The following is a 21127-nucleotide window of genomic DNA, read 5'->3' on the forward strand; positions in this document are numbered from 1 at the left end:
CCGGGAATCGCCATGTCCGATATCGGCCGAGTGACCTTGTTCGGAAAGCTGAACGCCTTTCTCTACGAGACGCTGGAGCAGGCGACGGGTTTCTGCCGGCTGCGCGGCAATCCGTACGTCGAGCTCGCGCACTGGCTGAACCAGATGCTCCAGCGCTCGGACAGCGACGTGCACCGGATTCTGCGCCGCTTCGACATCGATGCGGCGGCGGTCGACCGCGGGATCGTCGCCGCGCTCGACCGGCTGCCGCGCGGCGCCGGTTCGGTGTCCGATCTGTCCGCGCACATCGACGATGCGGTCGAGCGCGCGTGGGTGTACGCGACGCTCAAGTACGACGCGACGCAGATCCGCAGCGCGGTGCTGCTGCTCGCGATCGTGAAGACGGCGCAGCTTCGCAACGTGCTGTATGCGATCGCGCGCGACTTCGAGCGGATCGTGCCGGACGTGCTCGCCGACGAGCTCGACCGGATCGTCGACGGCTCGCCGGAAACGCCGCCGCCTGCCGCGCGCGCGCCGGGCGGGGCGTCGTTCGCCGCACGCGAGGGCGCGGCGCTCGCGCGCTATGCGGTCGATCTGACCGCGCGTGCGCGCGCGGGCGAAATCGATCCGGTCGTCGGCCGCGACGGCGAGATTCGCCAGATCGTCGACATCCTGCTGCGGCGGCGGCAGAACAATCCGCTGCTCGTCGGCGAGGCGGGCGTCGGCAAGACGGCGGTCGCCGAGGGCTTCGCGCTGCGCATCGTCGCGGGCGACGTGCCGCCGCCGCTGCGCGACGTCGAGCTGTATCTGCTCGACATCGGCTTGCTGCAGGCGGGCGCGAGCGTGAAGGGCGAATTCGAAAGCCGACTGCGCGGCGTGATCGACGAGGCGAGCTCGAGCGAGCGGCCGGTGATCCTGTTCGTCGACGAGGTGCATACGCTCGTAGGCGCGGGCGGCGCGGCGGGCACGGGCGACGCGGCGAACCTGCTGAAGCCGGCGCTCGCGCGCGGCCTGTTGCGCACGATCGGCGCGACCACGTGGTCCGAATACAAGCAGTACATCGAGAAGGACCCGGCGCTCACGCGGCGCTTCCAGCTCGTGCAGGTGCGCGAGCCCGAGGAGGACGCGGCGCTCGCGATGCTGCGCGGGCTCGCCGCGAAGCTCGAAGCGCACCATCGCGTGCTCGTGCTCGACGATGCGCTGCACGCGGCCGTCACGCTGTCGCATCGCTACATTCCCGCGCGGCAGTTGCCCGACAAGGCGATCAGCCTGCTCGACACCGCGTGCGCGCGCGTTGCGGTCAGCCAGCATGCGGTGCCCGCGCCGATCGAAGACGCGCGGCGGAGGATCGACAGCCTGCGCGTCGAACGCGAACTGATCGCGCGCGAGTGCGCGCTCGGCGCGGGCGATGCGTCGCGGCTCGATTCGATCGATGTATCGGTGGCGAGCGAACAGGCCACGCTCGATGCGCTCGACGCGCGCTGGCAGGCGGAGCGCGACGCGCTCGGCGAGATCGTCGACTGGCGCGCTTCGCTGCTCGACGACGATCCTTCGCGCGCGCTCGATACGCAGGCCCGCGCGAACGTGCAGGCGAAGCTCGCGGCGGCGTTGCAGGCGCTCGCCGAATTGCAGGGCGAGACGCCGCTCGTGCTGTCCGCGGTCGACACGCACGCGGTGGCCGCCGTCGTGTCCGACTGGACCGGCATCCCGCTCGGCCGGATGGTGCGCGACGAAATGCAATCGGTGCTCAAGCTCGCGGATACGCTCGCCGAGCGCGTCGTCGGCCAGCGGCATGCGGTCGAGCTGATCGCCGAGCGCATTCAGACCGCACGCGCACGGCTCGACGATCCGGCGAAACCGCACGGCGTGTTCCTGCTGTGCGGGCCGTCCGGCGTCGGCAAGACCGAGACCGCGCTCGCGCTCGCCGAAACGCTGTACGGCGGCGAGCACAACGCGATCACGCTCAACATGAGCGAGTTCCAGGAGGCGCATACGGTGTCGACGCTGAAGGGCGCGCCGCCCGGTTACGTCGGCTATGGGCAGGGCGGCGTGCTGACCGAAGCGGTGCGGCGGCGGCCGTACAGCGTCGTGCTGCTCGACGAGATCGAGAAGGCGCACCGCGACGTGCACGAGATCTTCTTTCAGGTGTTCGACAAGGGCTGGATGGAAGACGGCGAAGGGCGCTACATCGATTTTCGCAACACGGTGATCATCCTCACGTCGAACGTCGGTTCCGAGCGCGTGATGCAGCTGTGCCGCGACGCGCAGCGGCTGCCCGATGCGCAGACGCTGACCGACGCGCTGCGCGCGCCGCTGCGCGACGTGTTCCCGGCCGCTTTGTTGGGACGCCTGACCGTCGTGCCGTACTACCCGCTGACCGACGAGATGCTCGCGCGGATCGTCGCGTTGCAGCTCGCGCGCATCGAGCGGCGCATCGAAGCGCATCACGGCATCGCGCTGCGCTGCGCCGATTCGGCGACCGCGCTGATCGTCGAGCGCTGCCGGACGATCGAATCCGGCGGGCGGATGGTCGACGCGATCCTCACGCACACGGTGCTGCCGCGCATCAGCCAGGAGATCCTGCGCGCGACGATCGAGGCTCGCGCGCTGTCGGCGATCGACGTGAGCGCGGACGACGGCCAATTCGTTTATCGATTCGAAGAGGAGGGCGCGACGTGACCCGCGTGTTCACACTCGACAGCCTGCATGGAGACGACCTGAGGTTCCACCGGCTCTACGGCGAGGAAGCGCTCGGGCGATTGTTCGATTTCCGGATCGAAGCGCTCGCCGACAATCACAGCCTGTCGTTGAAGGAGCTGCTCGGCAAACCGGTGACGGTGCGCATCCGGCAGCAGAACGAATCGGAGCGCTGTCTGAACGGGATCGTCGCGCGCGCGTCGCTCGTCGGGCGGCGTGCCGAGCGCCATTACGGCTACCAGCTGATCGTGCGCCCGTGGCTGTGGCTCGCGACGCGCCGCTCCGATTGCCGGATCTTCCAGAACAAGACGGTGCCGGAGATCGTGCAGGAGGTGCTCGCCACGTACGGCTTCCCGATCGAAAACCACCTGACCGAGACGTACACGCCGCGCGAATACTGCGTGCAGTACAACGAGACCGACGCGGCATTCGTATCTCGGCTGATGGAGTTCGAAGGGATTTATTACTACTTCAAGCATGCGGCGCAAACGCATACGCTGATGCTGTGCGACGCGATGTCGTCGCACGTCGCGCTGCCGGGTTACGAGACGATTCCGTTCATCGCGCGCGACCGCACCGCGATCGCCGACGAAGAGCACATCGACAGTTGGCTGCCCGCGCAGGAAGTGAGCATCGGCAAGCACGAGACGAGCGACTACGACTACACGAAGCCGCGCGCGGACTTGTCCGCGCAGAAGATCGATCCGCGCGGCCACGACCATGACGGCTTCGCGTCGTTCGAATGGCCCGGCGGCTATCGCGACGACGAACCGGGCGCGCACTACAGCCGCGTGCGGCTCGAAGAGCAGCAGGCCGAGCACGAGCGCGCGCTCGCGCGTACCGACGTGCGCGGCGTCGCGCCCGGCTATCTGTTCGCGCTCGAACACTGCCCGCGCGCCGACCAGAACCGTGAGTACCTGATCGTGCGCTGCCAGTATCGGTTTCAGGAGAATGCGTACGCGACCGACAGCGGCAACGAAGCGGTCGTGCACGAATCGCAGGTGCTCGTGCAGCCGTCGAGCCTGCCGTATCGATCGCCGCGCGCGACGCCGCGGCCGCGCACGAACGGCCCGCAGACGGCGAGCGTCGTCGGCCCGAAGGGCGAGGAAATCTGGACGGACCAGTACGGGCGCGTGAAACTGCAATTTCGCTGGGACCGCTACGGGCAGAGCGATCAGAACTCGTCGTGCTGGGTGCGCGTGTCGAGCCCGTGGGCGGGCGGCGGCTTCGGGGGCGTGCAGATTCCGCGCATCGGCGACGAGGTGGTGGTCGATTTCCTGAACGGCGACCCCGATCAGCCGATCGTGACGGGGCGCGTATACAACGGCGAAAAGATGCCGCCGTGGGGCCTGCCCGGCAGCGCGACGCAAAGCGGGCTGCTGTCCCGCTCGTCGCCGGGCGGCACCACCGAGCATTCGAACGCGTTTCGCTTCGAGGACAAGAAGGGTGCGGAGCAATTATGGATGCATGCGGAGCGCAACTTCGATGCGGAGACCGAGCAGGATCACACGCTGTCGGTGGGCCGCGATCATTCGCATTCGGTCGGCAACAACGAGACGATGAGCGTCGCGAACAACCGGCAGAGAAGCGTCGGGCAGAACGAGACGGTGAACATCGGGCAGCATCGCGTCGCGCAGATCGGCGGGAACGAGACGCATGGCGTCGGCGGCAATCGCACGCGGCAGGTTGGAAAAGACGAAACCGTGACCATCGGCGCGAATCGCGAAGCGACGATCGGCGGAAATCACGTGGAGACAGTGACGAAAGACAAGACCGAATCGATCGGACAGGGCAAGACGCTGAATGTCACCACGCACTATCAGACGAATTCGAAAAGCATGAAGACGACCGTCGCCGAACATCACGCGGAGGAGATCGGTGCACGAACGTCGACGATCAAGGACGCGCACGTGCTCAACGTCGGCCAATCGCAGACGGTGAACGTCGGCGCGAGTCACGCGATGAACGTGAAGAACAACGTGCATGTCGGCGCGGGCGATCAGATCGCGCTTGTTTGCGGCAATGCGAGCATCACGCTGAAGAAGGACGGCACGATCGTGATCAACGGCGTCACGGTGGAATCGAGCGCTAGCGGAAGCCATAGCGTGCGCGGCAAGACGGTGACGTCGTCGGCGACGGGCGAGCACACGGTGGAAGGCACGATACTGAAACTGAACCCCTGACGGGGAACGAGGATCATGCAGAACTGGCAACCCACGAACCCCGTGGAGCGCAGGTTCATGGATGCGCACACGGATTGGCAGAGCTTTGCGAAGGATCGAGCCGCAAGGCTGATGATCTGGCAGGCGAACGAAGCCGATGCGCAGCTCGTGCAGCTTTATTTTCAGACGCAGGAGGAGATGTCGAGCGCGGTGATCGTCATGCGTTCGGATTTCGTCGGTGAAGCGCGCTACGCGGCTGCGCTGGCGGACGAGCTCATCCGCTTTTACGACAGCCGGCGCGACGCGTCGAACGCGCAAGGGCTGCGAGCGGATTGGCAACCGCCCCGTGACGACGGCGGACATCCGGTTCTTCGGTTTCTGACGGTTGCCGATAGCTTGATGCAGCACCATCCGGACATTTTTCCGGCGATGGTTTTCGTGTTGCAGCCCGAGCAGGTTCGCGACGATGCGGCGCTCGCGCGCTGGCTCGGCGAATTGCTCGACGTCATCGAAAACTCGCCGCGGCTCGGCGCGCGTGTGCGATTCGTATTGCCGCGCATCGGCGACGAACCGTTCAAGCCGTTGCAACAGCAGCATTCGAGCACCGTGCACGTCGTGAAGGGACGTTACACGATGGCGAGCGTGCCGCGCGAATTGCTCGCGGAATCCGGCGAGCGCGGGCCGAACGGCGAGTTCAGGCGATTGTTCGTCGAACTGAGCGAGACGATCGGCGACGGCAATCCGGCGCGGCTCGAACAATTGCGCGCGGCCGCGTTGCGGATCGCCGAACGCGAGCGCTGGTTCGATCAGTGCGTGGTCGTGCATCTGATCGCGGGCGCGGCGTATTTGAAGTGGCGCGATCACGAGCGCGCGCTCGACGCGTATCGGCAAGCGACCGAAAGCGGCGAGCGCGCGCTCGGCGCAGCGCATCCGGCGGGGCACAAGCTCGTCGCGAACGGGCTGTTCGGCGAAGCGAGCGCGCACCTGACGCACAAGGCGTTCGCACCGGCCGCATACTGCTACGAGCGCGCGGCGGCGTCGATGACGGCCGCGCGGGACGCGCTGATGACCGTCGAGGCATGGCGGATGAGCGCGGTGTGCTGGGAGAAGGCGGGCGAGCGCGAGCATGCGCTGGAAGCGGGCTTCAACGCGCTCGACGCGGGGCTGTTGATCGACGAACCGATGCGCGTGAACAGCAACCTGCGGCTCGTCGTCGAATGGATGGTCAAGCAGGTCGGCGCATTCGACCGGCGCCGCAGCGAGCTGAGCGACAAGGTCGCGGCGCTGCGTGGCGGACGCTGAGCGCGAGCAAGGAGCGGAAAACATGGCGCTGCCGGCCGTCAAGCATCTCGATCCCGTCGTCGGCGTCGACGTGCATTCCGTGATCGTCACGCCGGGGCTGCCTCCCGTGTTCTTGCCGCATCCGCACATCGGCTTCATGCTCGATCTGCGGGAATACGTCGAGGCGGCGAAGGGCGTGATCGGCAGCATTGCGATGGCGATCGCCGAAGACGCGGTGCTGGAATATCTGAAGGATCATCCCGACGACGTCGAGAAATTGACCGATACGTTCGATTCGCTCGATGACCAGATGAAGAAGGCCACGAGCAATCCGATGGTCGCGGAAGCACTGAAGCTCAATCGCGACGTGTCGTCGATCAAAGGCGACGCGGCGAACGCGATGGGCGCGGGCGTCGGAGCGGGCGCCACCGCCGGCAGGCCGATCTTCGTGAACGGGCTGATGCGCGCGACGGCGGGCACGCATTCGTTTCATGTGCCGGGCTTGCACTTTCCGCTCGGCGAAACGTTCGCGCCGCCCGATCCGCTGCCGTCCGACGACGCCGAATCGTACATGGGCAGCCGCACCGTGCTCGCGAACAACGATCCGCTGTCGTACATGGCGCTGTCAGCGATGAGCTGCTGGGCCGAAGGGATCGAGCCGCCGCCGCACAACGGCGCGCATACGGCGCGCACGCATGTGTCGATGCCGAGTTCGGTGATGCTGCCGATTCCCGCCGGACGGCCCGTGCTCGTCGGCGGGCCGCCCGTGATGAACATGGCGGCGGCCGCGAAGGGGATGTTCAAGGCGTTTCAGGGATCGAAGTGGGCGAAGAAGCTTGCGGACAAGCTGCATCTGAAGTCGGGGTTCTTGCGTTGCACGGTGCTGAAGGCGGAACCGGTCGACGTGACGACAGGCGAAGTGGTCGTGCAGCAGAACGACTTCACCGTCTCCGGCCGGCTGCCGCTCGTGTGGGATCGTTATTACGCGAGCCATGATCGCCATGCGGGCGCGGTCGGCTTCGGCTGGCAGACGCCTGCCGATATCCGGCTCGAACTGATGCGCAACGAAGACGGGATCGGAGTGGCTGCTTATTTTCCGGATCATGCGACCGCTTTCGACGTAGTGCCGGCCGGCGACGGTTGGTCGGCGCGCACGTATGACTGGCAGCATGGGCATGCGTTGTATTGCGACGATGGGCGGATGGTGCTGCGCACGCGTGAGGGTATCGAATACGGGTTCGTGCTGCCTTCTCGTTGGCGAGATGCTGTTGCGGCGCTCGATGGCGAGTCGCGAGTCACGCTGCCGATCGATCGCATGGCCGATCTCAATGGCAATGCGTGGGTGTTCGAGCGTGACGTGTATGGCGGGCTCGTGCGTCTCGTCGAATGGAAGCGCGACGGGCAGACCGAGCGTGTGATCGAATGCGGCACGGGCAGCGGGCTGCACGCCGGGCTGTTGACTTCATTGACGCTGATCGATGCGGGAGGGAACCCGCATCCGCTCGTGAGCTACGAGCATGATCGCGAGCGCAATCTGGCGGCCGCGATCGATGCGATGGCGCATCCGCATCATTTCGAGTACACGGCCGGCCATCGGATGGTGAGCCATACGAGCGCGCGCGGCGTGTCGTTTTACTACAGCTACCAGCAGGGCGACGACGGCGTGTGGCGCGTCGATCATGCTTGGGGCGACAACGGGCTGTTCGATTATCGCTTCGTCTACGATCGCGCGCGGGTGGAGACGCGCGTCACCAATTCGCTCGGGCATACGTCGATCATGCAGATGAACGAGCGCGGGATGCCTGTCGCTGAAATCGATCCGCTAGGCGGCGTGACCGCGTATCGGTATGACGCGCAGGGGCGTGCGAGCGCGGTGATCGATCCGGCGGGGCGGACGACGGCTTGGGAATATGACGCGTATGGCGGTTTGTTCGTGCAGACGTTGCCGGACGGCAGCGCAGTCAGAACGGAATTTGACCTCGATCACCGCCCGGTCTGCGTGACGTTGATAGGTGGCCGGCAGTGGCGCTACGAATGGGATACGTTCGGCAATCTGCTCGCGCAGATCGATCCGTCGGGCGCGATATCTCGCTATACATATGACGAGTACGGTCAGCTCGTCGAACATACCGGGCCGCGCGGTGCGAGCACGCGATTCGATTACCACCGGGACGGCGATCTCGCGGCGCAGATCGATGCGTTGGGGCATCGCACGCAGTATCGGTACGATGCGCGCGGATACCTCATCGAAGCAATCGATGCGCTCGGACAACAAAGCAAATACGAGTACGACCGCAACGGCAATCTGATGCGCGCAATCGAGCCGGGCGGGCGTGAGATTCACTGTGGGTACGACGCTGAAGGAAACCTGTCTCGTTATCGCGACCCCATGGGCTACGTGACGCAGATGGAGTACTCGGCGCTCGGAGAGGTCAATAGACGGCTCGCGCCCGACGGCACCACCGTTGAGTACCGCTACGACACGGAAGAACAACTGATCGGCGTCGTGAACGAACGCGGCGAGCTATACGCGCTCGAACGCGATGCGTTGGGGCGGATCGTCGTGGAGACGGACTACTGGGGGCAAGCGCGACGCTATCGATATGGTGCTGCGGGCGAACTGCTCTATAGCACTGATCCTCTGGGGCAGACGATCGAATACCGATACGATCGGCTCGGACGCATCGTGCAGAAGCGCGTGCCTGATCCGGAACATGGCGATGGTCTCCGGATCGACAGCTTCGCATACGACCGGCGCGGGGATTTGGTGATCGCGCAGAATCCGTCTTGCCGCGTCGAGTTCAGTTATGACACAGCGGGCCGCGTGATCGAGGAGCGACAAGGCGACGACTTCACGATCGCCAGCGATTTCGACGAAGCCGGCAACCGGATAGCACGCAGGACCCGGCTTATTGCCGGCGGCGCGGTTGTCGAGCATACCGTTCGCTATGCATACGACGCTTTGGATGCCGTCACGTCGATTCGGATCGACGACACCGCGCCGGTCGTGCTCGAGCGAGATGCGCTCGGGCAGATTTGCACCGAGCAGTTGGGTGCGGAGTTGCGGCGCGAACTGTCGTACGAATCGGACGGCCAGCTTGCGTCGCAGCGTACGTTGCTAACCGGCACCGGCGCGCTCTTCGCGAGCGAATATACGTACGACGCGAATGGCGAATTGGTCGAAAAGCGCGACTCGCGGGGCGGCATCGAGCGCTTTCAGTACGATCCGGTGGGGCAGGTGATCGCGCATCTCGACCCCGCTGGGCAGTTGCGTCGCTATCTGTACGATCCGGCCGGAGATTTGCTGAAGACGCACATTCACGAGCGCCGCGCGGCGGATGCAGCCGCTGCGGCAAAGACCGGCACTTGGGTGCGTGAAGGTGAATATGAAGGCTGCTATTACGCGTACGACAGAGTCGGCAACCTTATTCGGAAGCAGGATGCCGCGCAGGACCTGACGCTGCGTTGGGATGCGGCCGGGCAGCTCGTTGAGACGGTGGCGGTGCGGCCGGGTCTTGCCATTTCAGGGGAGAAGTCAACACACATTCGCGCACAGTATGAGTACGATCCATTCCAGCGGCGGGTTCGTAAAGTCGTGTGTGAGGGAGCAACAGGCGGGGCATCGCAGCAGCCGCTGTACCGTCTGAGCCGGTTCTTTTGGGACGGCGATACGCTTGTTGGGGAGTATGCAACTGGCGGCAAGGGAAGGGATGACACGGATCTGGACGTAGGAGGAGATATGCAGCCGTCGTCGCACGCTTCGCCGGAGTATGGCCAAACAGAAACAGGAGCGCTGCCTGTCGCTGGTTGTGTGTGCGAGTGGATTTACTATCCGGAAACATTCTGCCCCCTCGTGACGGTGCGAGGTGATCTGACAACGGGTAGGGTATCAGCGCGATTGTCGGGGCAACTGACACCGAACACAGGAACGGTGTACTTTTATCAGAATGATCCGAACGGGGCGCCCGTGCGGTTACATGACGCTAGTGGGAAGATTGTGTGGGAGGCACGTTATCATCCAACGGGGAGCGCCGAATGCGATGGGCGATGGATCATGCAGCCGCTGAGGTTGCAGGGGCAGTATTACGACGACGAAAGTGGGCTGTGTTATAACTGGCATCGGTACTACGATCCAAATAGCGGGCGGTTTATATCGAAGGACCCGATTGGCCTTGGCGGTGGCATCAACGTCTATGCATATGCACCTAATCCAATCTCATGGATCGATCCGTGGGGGTTGGATTACAGAACATGGCAAATTCACTCACCTGGTTTTGACGATGTGGTTCAGAAAGGACTGCATTTTTATGCTCCAAATGGAGTTGAGCTTTCAGTGAGGCCGGATCACCTCGGTGGAATAACATTTAAGAATGCAATTCCCAACGAGGCGGGGAGTAGGAAGGTTGATGTCGCCATAAAATCGGCTAAAGAACATTTCGAAAATAATGCGGCCTTTAGAAATGATATTCTAACCAAGGCGCGCGAAGGAACTCAGTCAGTTTTGGCTCATGCTAGGCAGCAGTCTTCGAAGTCGCTGTGTGCTTTAGCCAACGGAAGATCCAGAGAATTGCGTGATATAGAAAGAAATGTGGAGCGGATAAACGATATTCTGGGAGGGTGAATGAGATCTGGACAATTTATAATTGATGTAATGGATTTGATTAAAGAGAGGCGATTGCATGGTATTGCAGTTGGTGATTCTATCGAATCGGTTCGGAATGTCTTTGGGATGGCTGAGTTGCCAAAATCAAGAATTGGTAGACGTTCAAAGCTTCATTACCACTTGTATGGAAACTTGAGTTTTGTTTCGGAAGATGAGGTGGTTGTTTCTATAAATATTGATCTTCATGGAAATAGAATGAGGGTTGTTGATGTTGTTGATGAGGGAAGGGGAGTGGATGAGTGGATGGCTTTCTTTAGTGAGAATAAATGGAACGTGCGAAGGGTTTCTGAGATTATTTCGGCTAGCAGCAATGGAGTGTCTCTCGATTTTTTGCCTTCTGGAAAGCTAGGAATGATTTCGCTTACCTGAAATTTCTCGCCTTATTTGCTGCGGAGCAACATTACTTGCGTACGGTCCTCGCCTTCGACAAAACGCCCCATCGTCGCCTTTCATCGGAACGGGTTGCTTCAGCCCAGGTGATCGAACGCGTTTTTACGCGGCGGCCAAAGCCGGACTGTGGCATACGGAGCGTGCTCGGCGCAAGGGCAACGAACTAAATCTATGGTCCGCTACCGTCTGACAGTTGCCTTTCATCTCGGCTTCGTACGGATGATCTGCCGCACGCTCGATGCTTACAAAAAGATTCCCAAGCGGCTGCGGCAGCATCTGGGCGAGCAACTCTGCATCGAGCCGCCCGATCTCGGCATGTTGCGTGCACTGTATGACGACCGCACCGACACGCTCGCCGATCACCAGAAGCTCGCCTGTCAAGGGGAATCCAATTTTTCCGGGTTTGGGAATTTAAAATTCCCCACCATGTTCAGGCCTCGGTTTCCTCGGTACGCACGACGTGCTGATTGATCGAGCGTCTCTTGCAACTGGCTGACACGGCGCTCTCGCAAAGCGGTCCGAGCCGCGCGAGTATGGTGTGCGCGCAACTGCTGACCAAACAGCGTGTCGCTCGCGCGATGTTCGCGAAGTTGTTGACGTTGCCATTCGCGTCGCAAATACCGCATCCTATCGGCACTTTCTTGGAGGCGAGCGACGCTGCATTGATGGCTTCGGTCGTCATCGGCGATCTTTACCCACGTCCGCTTTGATTCACGTGTTCGAGAATTGCTTTAGAAAATCCCATAACTCCCGATCCCCAAAATCCCGAATCACCCCCTTCGCCTCCGCCTCTCTCAACCTCTCCTCACCCAACGCCGTCAACATCCCGAACGTAAAAATCCCAGCCGAACTCGCCGAGCGCACCCCCGACGCCGAATCCTCGAACGCCACCGCGTCTTCCGCCTTCGCCCCGAGCAACTCCAGCGCGGTCAAATAAGGCAACGGATGCGGCTTCCCATGTTCCAGCTCGCCGCCGATCACAAGCGTGCCGAACCGCTCCGCGAGCCCCAACGCATTGAGCATCATCGTCGCATTCTCGCGCGGCGCATTCGTCACGACCGCGGTCTTCGCGCCAACCCGCTCCGCATACCCGAGAATATCCGCCGTCCCCGCCGTCGGCGTCAGCTTCGCGCCCAGCTGCGCACGAAACAGCTGCTCCTTTTCCGCCGCCAGCTCGGTATATTCCGCCGCCGGCATCCCCGGAAACAACTCCCCGAAAATCAGGTCGTCGGAAAACCCCATCACGTGCGTCTTGTAGTAATCGATATCGATCGACCGATTCCAGCGCGCGAGCAGCGCGTTATACGCATTCAGATGCAACGCGTCGGTATCGACGAGCGTGCCGTCCAGATCGAACAACAGGGTGAGCGCAGTCACTTTGCGAAAACTCTTTTCGAAGCGCGTCGGCAAGTGCCGACGAGTGTTTCCCATACGTGAAGCATCGATTCCGGGGGAAATACGGCCCACGACACCTCACGCGCAATCGCCAGCCCATCGCCGTGCCGACGCGTTTGCCCCGACGCGCTCCCTGCGCGACGAACATCCGTCATGCGACGCCACGACTAAACAATCTGCTCCCCCCCATCGACAGTCATCGACGCCCCCGTCACAAACCCATTCACCATACAAGCGATCACCACCCCCGCCACATGCTCGGCCCGCCCGATCCGCCTCCCCGGCAGCTTCGCCGCGTGCCCCGCAAAAAACGCCGCGCGCCGCGCCGGATCGAGCGCGTTCCACAGCGGCGTATCGAGCAACCCCGGAACCACGGTATTCACCCGTCTCGGCGCAAGCTCGACCGCGAGCGCCCGCGCGATGCCTTCGATCGCGCACTGCGACGACGTGAACAGCGATTTCCCCGCCACCGGCTTGCGGCTCAGCGATCCCGTGACGAACGTGATCGATCCCGTCTCGGCGAGATGCGCGAGCGTTTCCTTGACGACGACGAGCGACGACCAGAACAGGCTGTCCCAGTGCCGTTTCAGCGTGACGAGATCGTCCGCGATCGAATGCGGCGCGATGTCGTGAGCGACGCTCAAGCAAAGATGATCGATACGCCCGATGCGCTCGGCAAGCCGCCGAACGTCGCGCGGCTCGCGTACGTCGGCCGCCTCGGCGATCGCGCCCGCGCCGACGATCGCCACCGCGCGATCGAGGCGCGCGCGATTCCGACCGACGATGATCGCTTGCGCGCCGAGCCGCGTCGCCTCGCGCGCGAGCGCGAGCCCCACGCCGCTCGATCCGCCGACGATCAGCACGCGCTGGCCGTCAAGTGAATAGATGCCGTTCGAATGCGTCGCGCCCATGATGACCTCGTCGCCGTTTCATCGATCGTCGCGCCACGAATGGATCGGCTCGAAGCCGAACAATCGCTTCGCATGTTCCGGCGCGAAGAAGCTGCCGCATTCGCGCAGCCGCGCCGGCACCGGCGCGCCGGGGAAGCGCAGCTCGAAGAGCGCATCGATCGGCTGGGCCATCACGGTGTCGCGCGCGGACACGAACACGTTATGCACGCCTCGCGGCCGCGTTTCGACCGCGAGACGGCATGCGCGGGCGAGATCGCGCGCGTCGATGTACGACCACAGATGCCAGCGGCGCAGCTGCGGATCGCCGTGATACTTCGCATAGTGCGGATAATCGGCCGGGTCCTCGATCACGGGCGCGCGCAGGCCGACGATCGACATGTGTTCGCCGCAAAAAAAGTCGGCCATCTGCTCGGTGACGATCTTCGACAGCGCGTACGTGGAGCCCGCGCGCGCGGGCGAATCTTCCGTCACGGGCACGTCGATCTCGCCCGACGGATCGAACAGGTCGTCGACGACCGCGGCGCTCGACAGCCACACGACCGAGCGGATGCCGAGCAGGCGCGCGGCCCTGAACACGTTGTAGTTGACGGTCAGGTTGTCGCTGAACGTCTTGCCCGGCGGGAACATGCCCGGCAGCGACACGTTCGCGAGATGGACGATCGCATCCGCGCGCTCGAACGATTCGAGCACTTGCCCGAGGTCGCGCAGATCGGCCTTCATCGAAGGCAGGTGCCCGAGCGCGCTCGATACGACGGTGGCCTTCACATCGACGCCGAGCGTGTCGTAGCCGTGCGCGGCGAATTCGCGCACGACGAACGCGCCGGCCTTGCCGGCGGAACCCGTGATGACGATCCTTGTCATGCTCGCCTCCAAAAATCGTTAAAGTAAGGATTTCGATGTGTCGCGGCCGCCCGAGCGCGGTCGCGCTTCGTCGGCACACACGCTGCGCGGCCTCGCGCTTCGCAGCCGCACGGAGGAACCATGGTTCGACCATCCGTCGAAGCGGCGCTCGAACAGACACTGTTGCTGGCGGTGCCGGCGATGACGGCGATGTTTCGCGATCCGTGGTGCGTGATCGGCAGCGCGGCGCTCGCGCTGTACGGCGTCGACGTCGCGCCGAAGGACATCGATGTGCTGACGAGCGTGCGCGACGCCGACGCCGCGATCGCGCATTGGGCCGCGTCGCGCCGCGCCGAATTCCGTCCGGCCGACGGCGCGCGTTTCCGGTCCCGCTTCGCGCGATTCGGCTTCGCGCCGCTCGACGTCGAAGTGATGGGCCGCCTCGAAGTCAACGACGGCCGTGCGTGGCGCGAGGTCGTCGTCGATTCGATGCGGTACGTCGCCGTCGCGAACGTGAAAGTGCCGGTGCCGTCGCCGCTCGCGCTCGAACGCATGCTGACGCTGTTCGGCCGGCGCAAGGATCTCGAGCGCGCGGCGTTGCTGAGGCTGCGCTTCGATGCGTTGCGCGAATAGTCGACGCTCGCGCCGATATGGCCAAAACGAGCGAAGCGCTCGAAGCGCTCGAAGCGCTCGAAACGACCGCCACGAGCGAAACGACTCAACCGACTGAATCGGCCGCGATATCGCCGCATCGCGTCCGACGGCGGACGGCGCGCGCCGTCCCGCGGCGTCGTCGTCGCCGCGCGCCGCTTCCGATCGCGAGCGTACTGCGCGCAATCCGTTCAAGTTTCAGCCTCGATGCGCAGCACCGCCTCGGCGATCTTCGCGAGCGTGGCGGCGGCGGGCTGCATGCCGGCGAGCACGAATGCGTGCGTCACCGCGTTGTCCGGATCGAGCCCTTCCGCCCAGTTGCAGTTCGCGCAGATGAGCGCATACGGAATCTCCATCTGTCTGCACAGCACGAGCTCCGCACCCGCGGTCATGCCGAGCACGCGGTTGCGCCGGCCCTGATAGACGTGGCGGTACGTCTCGACTTCGGCCACGCTTTCAAACGCGTCGCCGCCCGACTGGATGTACAGCCCCTGCATCAGCAGCTTCGCGCCGACCTTGTCGGCCGCGAGCGCGAAGTTCGCGCGCAGCCGCGCGTCGAACGGTTCGCGCATCGACGGATGCACGTGTTTCGCAACATTGCCGAAGCTGTGCGAGACGCTCGACAGGCCGCGTGCGTAGTCGTCGGGCGCGAGAAACACGTTGTCGGCGGCGAGCGGCAGATCGAGGTCGATCGCGCCCACCGAATTGAATGCGTAGACGGCTTGCACGCCGAGTTCGTGCAGGTGCCAGATGTGCGCTTCGTGTCCGAGCTCGGCGACGAGCTCGGACGGGCTGCGGTCGGGAATCTCGAGCGTCGGGCCGTGCCGAGGCAGGACGATCGCCTCGATGCCGCCGATCCGGCCTGTCGTGTAATGCAGCACCGCGCCGCTGCGCCGGCCGAACGTGACCCGCACGTTCTCGATCGTCTCGCGGTTGCCGAGGAATGCGTCGAGGCCGCGGGCGAGACCGGTGCCCGCGATGATGGCGATGCGCTTCGAGTGTGACATGCGCGACTCCTGTCGGGTGATGGAGGGCGTTACCCGTCGCGCCCTCCGATAAGCGGCGGCGCGTCGCGCGCCCCGTCGTCGATGAGAGCGCCCGCACCGTCGGGCGGCGCGCGCGCGCGATCGGGATCGGTTCGCCACGCGAGCGACAGATGCGACGTGTCGCCGAGCGGACCGAGCGCCACGCCGCCGCCGTCGCGCACGATCAGCGAAACCGAGCATGCGTGAATGCCGGCGATCTGCCGGAAGCGCGACAGCGGCGTCGCGCCGTAGAACGACGCGAGCAGCCGGATCGGCGATTTGTGCGTGACGAGCGCGACGTCGTCGAACATGCCGATCGCGTCGCGCACCGCCGACATCACGCGCGCGAGCACCGCGAATCCGGTTTCTCCGCCGGGCGGCGCGTGGATCGCCGGATCGTCGATCCAACGCCGGTACGCCGGCTCGTCGCGCACGTCGTCGGGCACGCGCCCTTCCCACGCGCCGAACGACAGTTCGCGCAGCCGTTCGTCGACGAGAATCGACACGGAGTTCGCGTCGGCGATGTGGCGCGCGGTCTGTCGCGCGCGCAGCGACGGCGACGTCACGACGACGGCGATGCCGCGCAGCGCCGGATGTCGCGACGCTTCGATCGCCATCCGGTGCCCGAGCGCCGTGAGCGCCGGGTCGCGCGCGCCGCAGAAGCGCCCGTCCAGCGTGTCCGGCGTCTGGCCATGACGGATCAGGATCAGGCGGTAGCGATCGTGCACGGGCTTGCTCCTCCGGCGGCGCGCGACTACGGACTTCGCTCGGCGGCGAGCGCGCGGGCGACGTGCGCGGCGAGCGCCGCGGCCGCGCCGGCTGCTCGCGTGCTCAGCAGCTCGCCGTATACGCGGATGCCGCCTTCCGTCGTGGACGGCCGCAGCAGCAGCCATTCGCCGCTGTCGAACGAAAACTTGATGCCGTCGACAGTCGTGATGCGCGCCGTGCGTGCGTCGAAGCCGCATCGTTCGAGTGCGCGCCGGCCCGCGTCGCGCAGTTGCGTGTCGGTGGCGTCGCCGTTCACGTGCGATTCATGCCAGTCGAAGCGGCCGTAGCGATGTCGCAGGTCAGCGACGAGCGCTGCGAGAGACTGGCCGCTCGTCGCCAGCAGGTCGGCGAGGAGCGCGACAGCGCCGAACGGATCGCGATCGACGCCGAATTCGGCGAACGCGAGATCGCCGACGCTGCCGCCGCCTGCGTCGATGCGGCCTTCGACGAGCAGCGGCGACAGATGCTTGAAGCCGACCGGCTGCTCGATGACGGGGCGGCTCCACCGCGCGCACAGCCGCTGCACGAGCGCGCCCGTTGCCGCCGTGACGGCGACGCCGCGCTCCGGATGGCCGTATCGCCGCCGATGCCGGTGCGCGAGCAGCAGTGCGAACAATTCGTGCGGCTCGACCGTGCGCCCGTCGCTGTCGATCGCATAGACGCGGTCGCCGTCGCCGTCGACGACGAGGCCGAGGTCGGCATGTTCGGCGCATACCGCCTCGGCCGCGCGTCGCCGGCTCGCGGGCAGCGACGGATCGGGCGCGACGCCGCCGAAATCAGCGGACGGCGCGCAGCCGAGCGGCGTCGCCGACCAGCGCAGCGCGTCGCAAAGATGCAGCATCGCGCTGCCCGCGATGCCGCTGAGCCCGTCGACGACGACGCGCAGCGGCAGATCCGGCGTCGCCGGCAAGCGCGACAGCACGTGCGCGATGTGCCGGTCGATCCACGGAGACGCGTCGCATGCTTCGAAGATCGCATCGTCGAGACCGCCGGCATCGTCCGCGCGCGCTTCGTCGGCTTGGTCGAATGGCTCGCCGGAAGGCTCGCCGAATGGCGCGTCGCCCGCGGCGCGCTCCGAATCGTCGAATAGCGCATCCGCGCGCCGTTCGAGCTCGGCGTCGAGCGGGCAGCCTGGGCGGCCCTTCGCCTTTACGCCGTTCCATTCGGGTGGGTTGTGGCTCGCGGTGACGAGCAGCGCGAGCTCGGCGTCGCCCGCGCCGACGAGGTACGACGCGGTCGGCGTCGGCAGATGTTCGACGATGCGCACGGCGCGCGCGCCCGCGTCGCTCGCCGCGCGCACGATCAGTCGCGCGGCGCGGCGTCCGAGGCGGCGGCAGTCGTAACCGACGACGACGCGCGGGCCGCCGCCGTCGTGCGCACGCACGGCGGTCACGATCGTCGCGGCGAGCCTCGCCGCGCGCTCGGGCGTGAACGTGCTTCCGATGAGACCGCGCCAGCCGTCAGCGCTTCGCCGCATGCGCATGAGCGGGCTCCTGGGCGCGCGGCGGCGCGGACCTGTATCGCGGGCCGTCGAGTGGGCCGTCGAGCGTCGCGTCGAGCAGCGCGTCGAGCGTCGGCAGGCCGTCGCGTGCGCCGCGCGTGCCGACCGCGCATGCGCCGCTCGCGTTGCCGAGCCGCAGGCGGTCGGCCGCGTCGAGGCCGGCGAGCCGCGCGAGCAGGTAAGCCGACGCGAACGCGTCGCCTGCGCCCGTCGGATCGACGACTTCACACGGATGCGCAGGCGCGCGCGTCTCGATGCCGCGATGGCGGGACAGCGCGCCGTGCTCGCCGAGCGTGACGACGACGTCGACCGCATCGAGCATGTCGAACACGTGATCGCCCTGATCGCGCAGATGCGCGAACTCGCGCGCGTTGCAGAATACGACGTCGCATTGCGGGAGGAGCGTCAAGGCGACCGGATCGCGCGAGTACATCCCGGACGGCGTCCAGCACAGCGCCGCGGCCGCACGGTGCGCGCGCACGAGCGCGACCGTCTGCACGAGCGCGTCGACGCTCGGATCGAACAGCATGACCGCATCGCAGCGCGCGACGCCGGACAGCGCGGCGCGCACATCGTCGGCGATGAGCGACTCGTTCGCGCCGCGATCGAGCAGCATGTAGTTGCGGCGCTCGGGGCCGAGCACGGGGATGATCGCGCGGCCGGTGTGCGCGTGCGCGATGCGCCGCACGAAGCGCGTGTCGACGCCGCGCCGGTCGAGGTCGGCGAGCAGCCTCTCGCCGTCGGCGTCGTCGCCGACGGCCGCGACGATCGATACGGCCAGGCCGAGCGCCGACAGCGCGGACGCGCAGTTGCCCGCGTGCCCGCCCGGCAGCGTGACCGCCCGCACGGGCAGCGAGTCGCCTTCGCATGGCGACACGTCGCTGTACAGCAGCAGATCGACGTTCAGCGAGCCGACGACGAGCACGCTCGCGTGCTGCGCGACGCGCGGCAGCACCGCCCGCTGGCTGCGGGGATCGGCCTGTTCGGCTGCAGCGTCGCGCGATGCGGGCGCGTTGGTGCGGCTAGCCACGTCCGCCGTCCTCGCCGATCACGGCGATGCCGCTGATTTCGACGACACAGCCCGCCTCGGCGAGCGACGCGACCTGTACGAGCGTGCTCGCGGGCGGCGGCGTGCCGAGCACGCGGTTGCGGATCGCGGACACCGCTGGAAAATCGGCGATGTCGCGCAGATAGATCACGACGTTGACGAGCGCCGAAAGATCGCCGCCCGCCGCGTCGAGGATGCGCGCGAGGCGCTCGAACACGATCTCGGTCTGCGCGCCCGCGTCGCCGGGCGCGAGCACGGCGCCGTCGGCGTCGGTCGCGACCTGGCCGCTGATGAAGAGGAGGCGCTGCCCCGCGCCGATCGGCACGGACACGGCGGGCGAATACTTGCCGATCGGCCGCGAGTGGCCGGCGGGATGAATGCCTGTGAAGATCGTCACGCTGGGTTTCCTCCCGGGAAAGGGCCGAAGCTGGATGCGAACGCGGTGACGCGCAGCTCGCGGATTTCGATATGAGGCGGGCCGTCGAATAGATCCGCGACGATCGTCGCGATGTCGGCCGCGTCGAGCGCGCCGGGACGGCTGCCGGGCGCGGCCGACGCGTGGCCGCCCTGGAAATGCGTGTCGATGCGGCTCGGCAGCACGGCGGTCATCCGGACGCCGCGCTCGCGCAGCTCCTGTCGCGCAATCTCGAAGAGCTGATAGAAGCCCGCCTTCGACGCGCAATACGCGCCCCGCTCGGCGAACGGCCACACGCTCGCGTCGGACATCATGCCGACGATCAGCGGATGGCGCGCCTCGAGCAGTGGGACGCACGCCTTCAGCGTGTGGAACGCGCCGTCGAGATTGGTGCGCAGCGTGCGGCTCCATTCGTCGGACGCCGTATCGGCGATGCGCGCCCACCGGCCGCATCCCGCGTTGACGACGACGCCCGCGAGCGCCACGTCCTGCGCGTGCAGCGCGCGGCCCGCCGCCTCGACGGCGGCGGCGTCGCCGACGTCGACGGCCGCCGTGTGGACACGGCATCCGGCCGCGCCGAGGCGTTGCGCGATCGCGTCGAGGTCGGACGCGGATCGAGCCCATAGTGCGAGGTCGTAGCCGCGCTGCGCGAGCGTTTCGGCGATCGCGAGGCCGACGCCGCGGCTCGCGCCCGTCACGAGGACGGTGCCGCGCCGCGCGCTCATGCGGTCGCCTCCAAAAGCCGCGCGGCGGCCGCGCCGCGACCCGGCCGCAACTCCATCCGGGCCGCCACCGGTGCGACTGCGTACGGCGCAAAATCGGCGAGTAGCTGGAACGCGAGATCGGTCGCTTTCGTCGAAGGCGACGCATCGCCGCCGACCGACCACAGGCGTCCGTCCGCGATGAGGCCCGCGGCAGGCTCGACGGACGGCGCGACGTCGCGCAGCCATTGCTGCTTGTCGTGATGGATCGCGAGCCGTCGTCCGTTCGCGATGCCGGCCGCTGCCGCGAGCAGCGCGCCCGAGCACACTACATAGATCGCCGCGCCGCGCATATGCGCGCGTGCCAGCAGCGTGGCGAGCGACGGGTGCCGGGCTGCGGCCGCCGCACCGCGTCCGCCCGGCACGACGATCGCGTGCGCGTGATCGAGCGTGTCGAGCGGCGCGCCGCAGCTCAGGTCGATACCGCACGAAGTCGTGATGACGCGCGACGCCGCCGCGATCGCGACGCGCAGCGGCGCGGCGCCGTCCGGCGCGGTCACGGCCGACGCCTTCGCGAGCACGGCATGCACACCGAACAGATCGAGCGCGTCGACGCCGTCGTACGCGAGCAGAATGACGTCGATCGTCGCCGCTGCGCAGCCGCCAGGGCGTTCGATGCCGCGTTTCGGATGCGCCATCG

18 protein-coding genes are annotated in these 21127 nt (G+C 66.1%); 8 read left to right on the forward strand and 10 right to left on the reverse strand.

The annotated features are described in order from the left end of the window. Nucleotides 1-12 precede the first annotated feature (12 nt). The 7 genes from tssH to WT60_RS34615 all read left to right on the forward strand — a co-directional run bounded on the left by tssH (nt 13) and on the right by WT60_RS34615 (nt 11882). Nucleotides 13-2658 carry a type VI secretion system ATPase TssH gene (gene tssH, locus WT60_RS21325; RefSeq protein ID WP_060356129.1) on the forward strand — a complete coding sequence of 882 codons (2646 nt, stop codon included), beginning with the start codon at nt 13-15 and terminating at the stop codon, nt 2656-2658. Continuing rightward, the gene (tssI, locus tag WT60_RS21330) at nt 2655-4859 is read left to right on the forward strand and encodes a type VI secretion system tip protein VgrG (RefSeq protein ID WP_038746060.1); all 2205 of its coding nucleotides are present in this window, start codon (nt 2655-2657) and stop codon (nt 4857-4859) included. The genes tssH and tssI overlap by 4 nt, the downstream gene beginning before the upstream one ends. A 15-nt stretch (nt 4860-4874) precedes the next feature. Further along, complete coding sequence (locus WT60_RS21335) at nt 4875-6140, forward strand: hypothetical protein (protein WP_060356128.1); 1266 nt, start codon at nt 4875-4877, stop codon at nt 6138-6140. Nucleotides 6141-6162: 22 nt separating this feature from the next. Further along, the gene (locus WT60_RS21340; protein ID WP_082759415.1) at nt 6163-10740 is read left to right on the forward strand and encodes an RHS repeat-associated core domain-containing protein; all 4578 of its coding nucleotides are present in this window, start codon (nt 6163-6165) and stop codon (nt 10738-10740) included. Further along, on the forward strand, nt 10741-11151 hold the full coding sequence (locus WT60_RS33870; RefSeq protein WP_145986845.1) for a hypothetical protein: 411 nt from the start codon (nt 10741-10743) through the stop codon (nt 11149-11151). A gap of 192 nt (nt 11152-11343) precedes the next feature. Beyond that, on the forward strand, nt 11344-11643 hold the full coding sequence (locus WT60_RS34610) for a hypothetical protein (protein ID WP_186448644.1): 300 nt from the start codon (nt 11344-11346) through the stop codon (nt 11641-11643). Between the two features lie 11 nt (nt 11644-11654). Further along, entirely contained in the window at nt 11655-11882 is a 228-nt protein-coding gene (locus WT60_RS34615) for a hypothetical protein (protein WP_186448645.1), read from the forward strand. Between the two features lies 1 nt (nt 11883). On the opposite strand, the gene WT60_RS21350 is transcribed toward WT60_RS34615, so the two are convergent. The 3 genes from WT60_RS21350 to WT60_RS21360 form a co-directional block, all read right to left on the reverse strand. After that, nucleotides 11884-12549 carry an HAD-IA family hydrolase gene (locus WT60_RS21350; RefSeq protein ID WP_060356177.1) on the reverse strand — a complete coding sequence of 222 codons (666 nt, stop codon included), beginning with the start codon at nt 12547-12549 and terminating at the stop codon, nt 11884-11886. Between the two features lie 185 nt (nt 12550-12734). Next, nucleotides 12735-13478, reverse strand: coding sequence for an SDR family oxidoreductase (locus WT60_RS21355; RefSeq protein ID WP_060356125.1), 744 nt, complete (start codon nt 13476-13478; stop codon nt 12735-12737). Nucleotides 13479-13496: 18 nt separating this feature from the next. After that, nucleotides 13497-14339, reverse strand: a complete 843-nt coding sequence (locus tag WT60_RS21360) for an NAD(P)-dependent oxidoreductase (RefSeq protein WP_060356176.1) — start codon at nt 14337-14339, stop codon at nt 13497-13499. A 120-nt stretch (nt 14340-14459) separates the two neighbouring features. On the opposite strand from WT60_RS21360, the gene WT60_RS21365 reads away from it, so the two are divergent. Then, on the forward strand, nt 14460-14951 hold the full coding sequence (locus tag WT60_RS21365) for a hypothetical protein (protein ID WP_038746067.1): 492 nt from the start codon (nt 14460-14462) through the stop codon (nt 14949-14951). A 209-nt stretch (nt 14952-15160) separates the two neighbouring features. On the opposite strand, the gene WT60_RS21370 is transcribed toward WT60_RS21365, so the two are convergent. From WT60_RS21370 to WT60_RS21400, 7 genes are read right to left on the reverse strand one after another with little or no spacing between them, the layout of a single operon-like run. Next, the gene (locus WT60_RS21370; RefSeq protein ID WP_038746069.1) at nt 15161-15976 is read right to left on the reverse strand and encodes a 5'-methylthioadenosine phosphorylase; all 816 of its coding nucleotides are present in this window, start codon (nt 15974-15976) and stop codon (nt 15161-15163) included. Between the two features lie 29 nt (nt 15977-16005). Beyond that, entirely contained in the window at nt 16006-16722 is a 717-nt protein-coding gene (locus WT60_RS21375) for a histidine phosphatase family protein (protein ID WP_059671392.1), read from the reverse strand. Between the two features lie 26 nt (nt 16723-16748). Continuing rightward, nucleotides 16749-18239, reverse strand: a complete 1491-nt coding sequence (locus WT60_RS21380; RefSeq protein WP_235364008.1) for a phosphoglucomutase — start codon at nt 18237-18239, stop codon at nt 16749-16751. Further along, on the reverse strand, nt 18223-19293 hold the full coding sequence (locus WT60_RS21385) for a PfkB family carbohydrate kinase (RefSeq protein ID WP_060356124.1): 1071 nt from the start codon (nt 19291-19293) through the stop codon (nt 18223-18225). The genes WT60_RS21380 and WT60_RS21385 overlap by 17 nt, the downstream gene beginning before the upstream one ends. Continuing rightward, nucleotides 19286-19708 carry a RidA family protein gene (locus tag WT60_RS21390; RefSeq protein WP_059576670.1) on the reverse strand — a complete coding sequence of 141 codons (423 nt, stop codon included), beginning with the start codon at nt 19706-19708 and terminating at the stop codon, nt 19286-19288. Before WT60_RS21390 ends, WT60_RS21385 begins: the two co-directional genes overlap by 8 nt. Beyond that, nucleotides 19705-20451, reverse strand: coding sequence for an SDR family NAD(P)-dependent oxidoreductase (locus WT60_RS21395; RefSeq protein WP_060356123.1), 747 nt, complete (start codon nt 20449-20451; stop codon nt 19705-19707). The genes WT60_RS21390 and WT60_RS21395 overlap by 4 nt, the downstream gene beginning before the upstream one ends. Further along, on the reverse strand, nt 20448-21125 hold the full coding sequence (locus WT60_RS21400) for a DJ-1/PfpI family protein (RefSeq protein ID WP_236860909.1): 678 nt from the start codon (nt 21123-21125) through the stop codon (nt 20448-20450). Before WT60_RS21400 ends, WT60_RS21395 begins: the two co-directional genes overlap by 4 nt. Between the last annotated feature and the right edge of the window lie 2 nt (nt 21126-21127).

The organism is Burkholderia sp. MSMB617WGS (assembly GCF_001532025.2).
In the GTDB taxonomy this organism is placed as follows: domain Bacteria; phylum Pseudomonadota; class Gammaproteobacteria; order Burkholderiales; family Burkholderiaceae; genus Burkholderia; species Burkholderia savannae.

Coding starts and splice junctions, on each gene's coding strand:
- tssH (WP_060356129.1), top strand. CDS start 13: ATGTCCGATATCGGCCGAGTGACCTTGTTCGGAAAGCTGAACGCCTTT.
- WT60_RS21335 (WP_060356128.1), top strand. CDS start 4,875: ATGCAGAACTGGCAACCCACGAACCCCGTGGAGCGCAGGTTCATGGAT.
- WT60_RS21340 (WP_082759415.1), top strand. CDS start 6,163: ATGGCGCTGCCGGCCGTCAAGCATCTCGATCCCGTCGTCGGCGTCGAC.
- WT60_RS33870 (WP_145986845.1), top strand. CDS start 10,741: ATGAGATCTGGACAATTTATAATTGATGTAATGGATTTGATTAAAGAG.
- WT60_RS34610 (WP_186448644.1), top strand. CDS start 11,344: ATGGTCCGCTACCGTCTGACAGTTGCCTTTCATCTCGGCTTCGTACGG.
- WT60_RS21355 (WP_060356125.1), bottom strand. CDS start 13,478: ATGGGCGCGACGCATTCGAACGGCATCTATTCACTTGACGGCCAGCGC.
- WT60_RS21360 (WP_060356176.1), bottom strand. CDS start 14,339: ATGACAAGGATCGTCATCACGGGTTCCGCCGGCAAGGCCGGCGCGTTC.
- WT60_RS21365 (WP_038746067.1), top strand. CDS start 14,460: ATGGTTCGACCATCCGTCGAAGCGGCGCTCGAACAGACACTGTTGCTG.
- WT60_RS21370 (WP_038746069.1), bottom strand. CDS start 15,976: ATGTCACACTCGAAGCGCATCGCCATCATCGCGGGCACCGGTCTCGCC.
- WT60_RS21380 (WP_235364008.1), bottom strand. CDS start 18,239: ATGCGGCGAAGCGCTGACGGCTGGCGCGGTCTCATCGGAAGCACGTTC.
- WT60_RS21395 (WP_060356123.1), bottom strand. CDS start 20,451: ATGAGCGCGCGGCGCGGCACCGTCCTCGTGACGGGCGCGAGCCGCGGC.
- WT60_RS21400 (WP_236860909.1), bottom strand. CDS start 21,125: ATGGCGCATCCGAAACGCGGCATCGAACGCCCTGGCGGCTGCGCAGCG.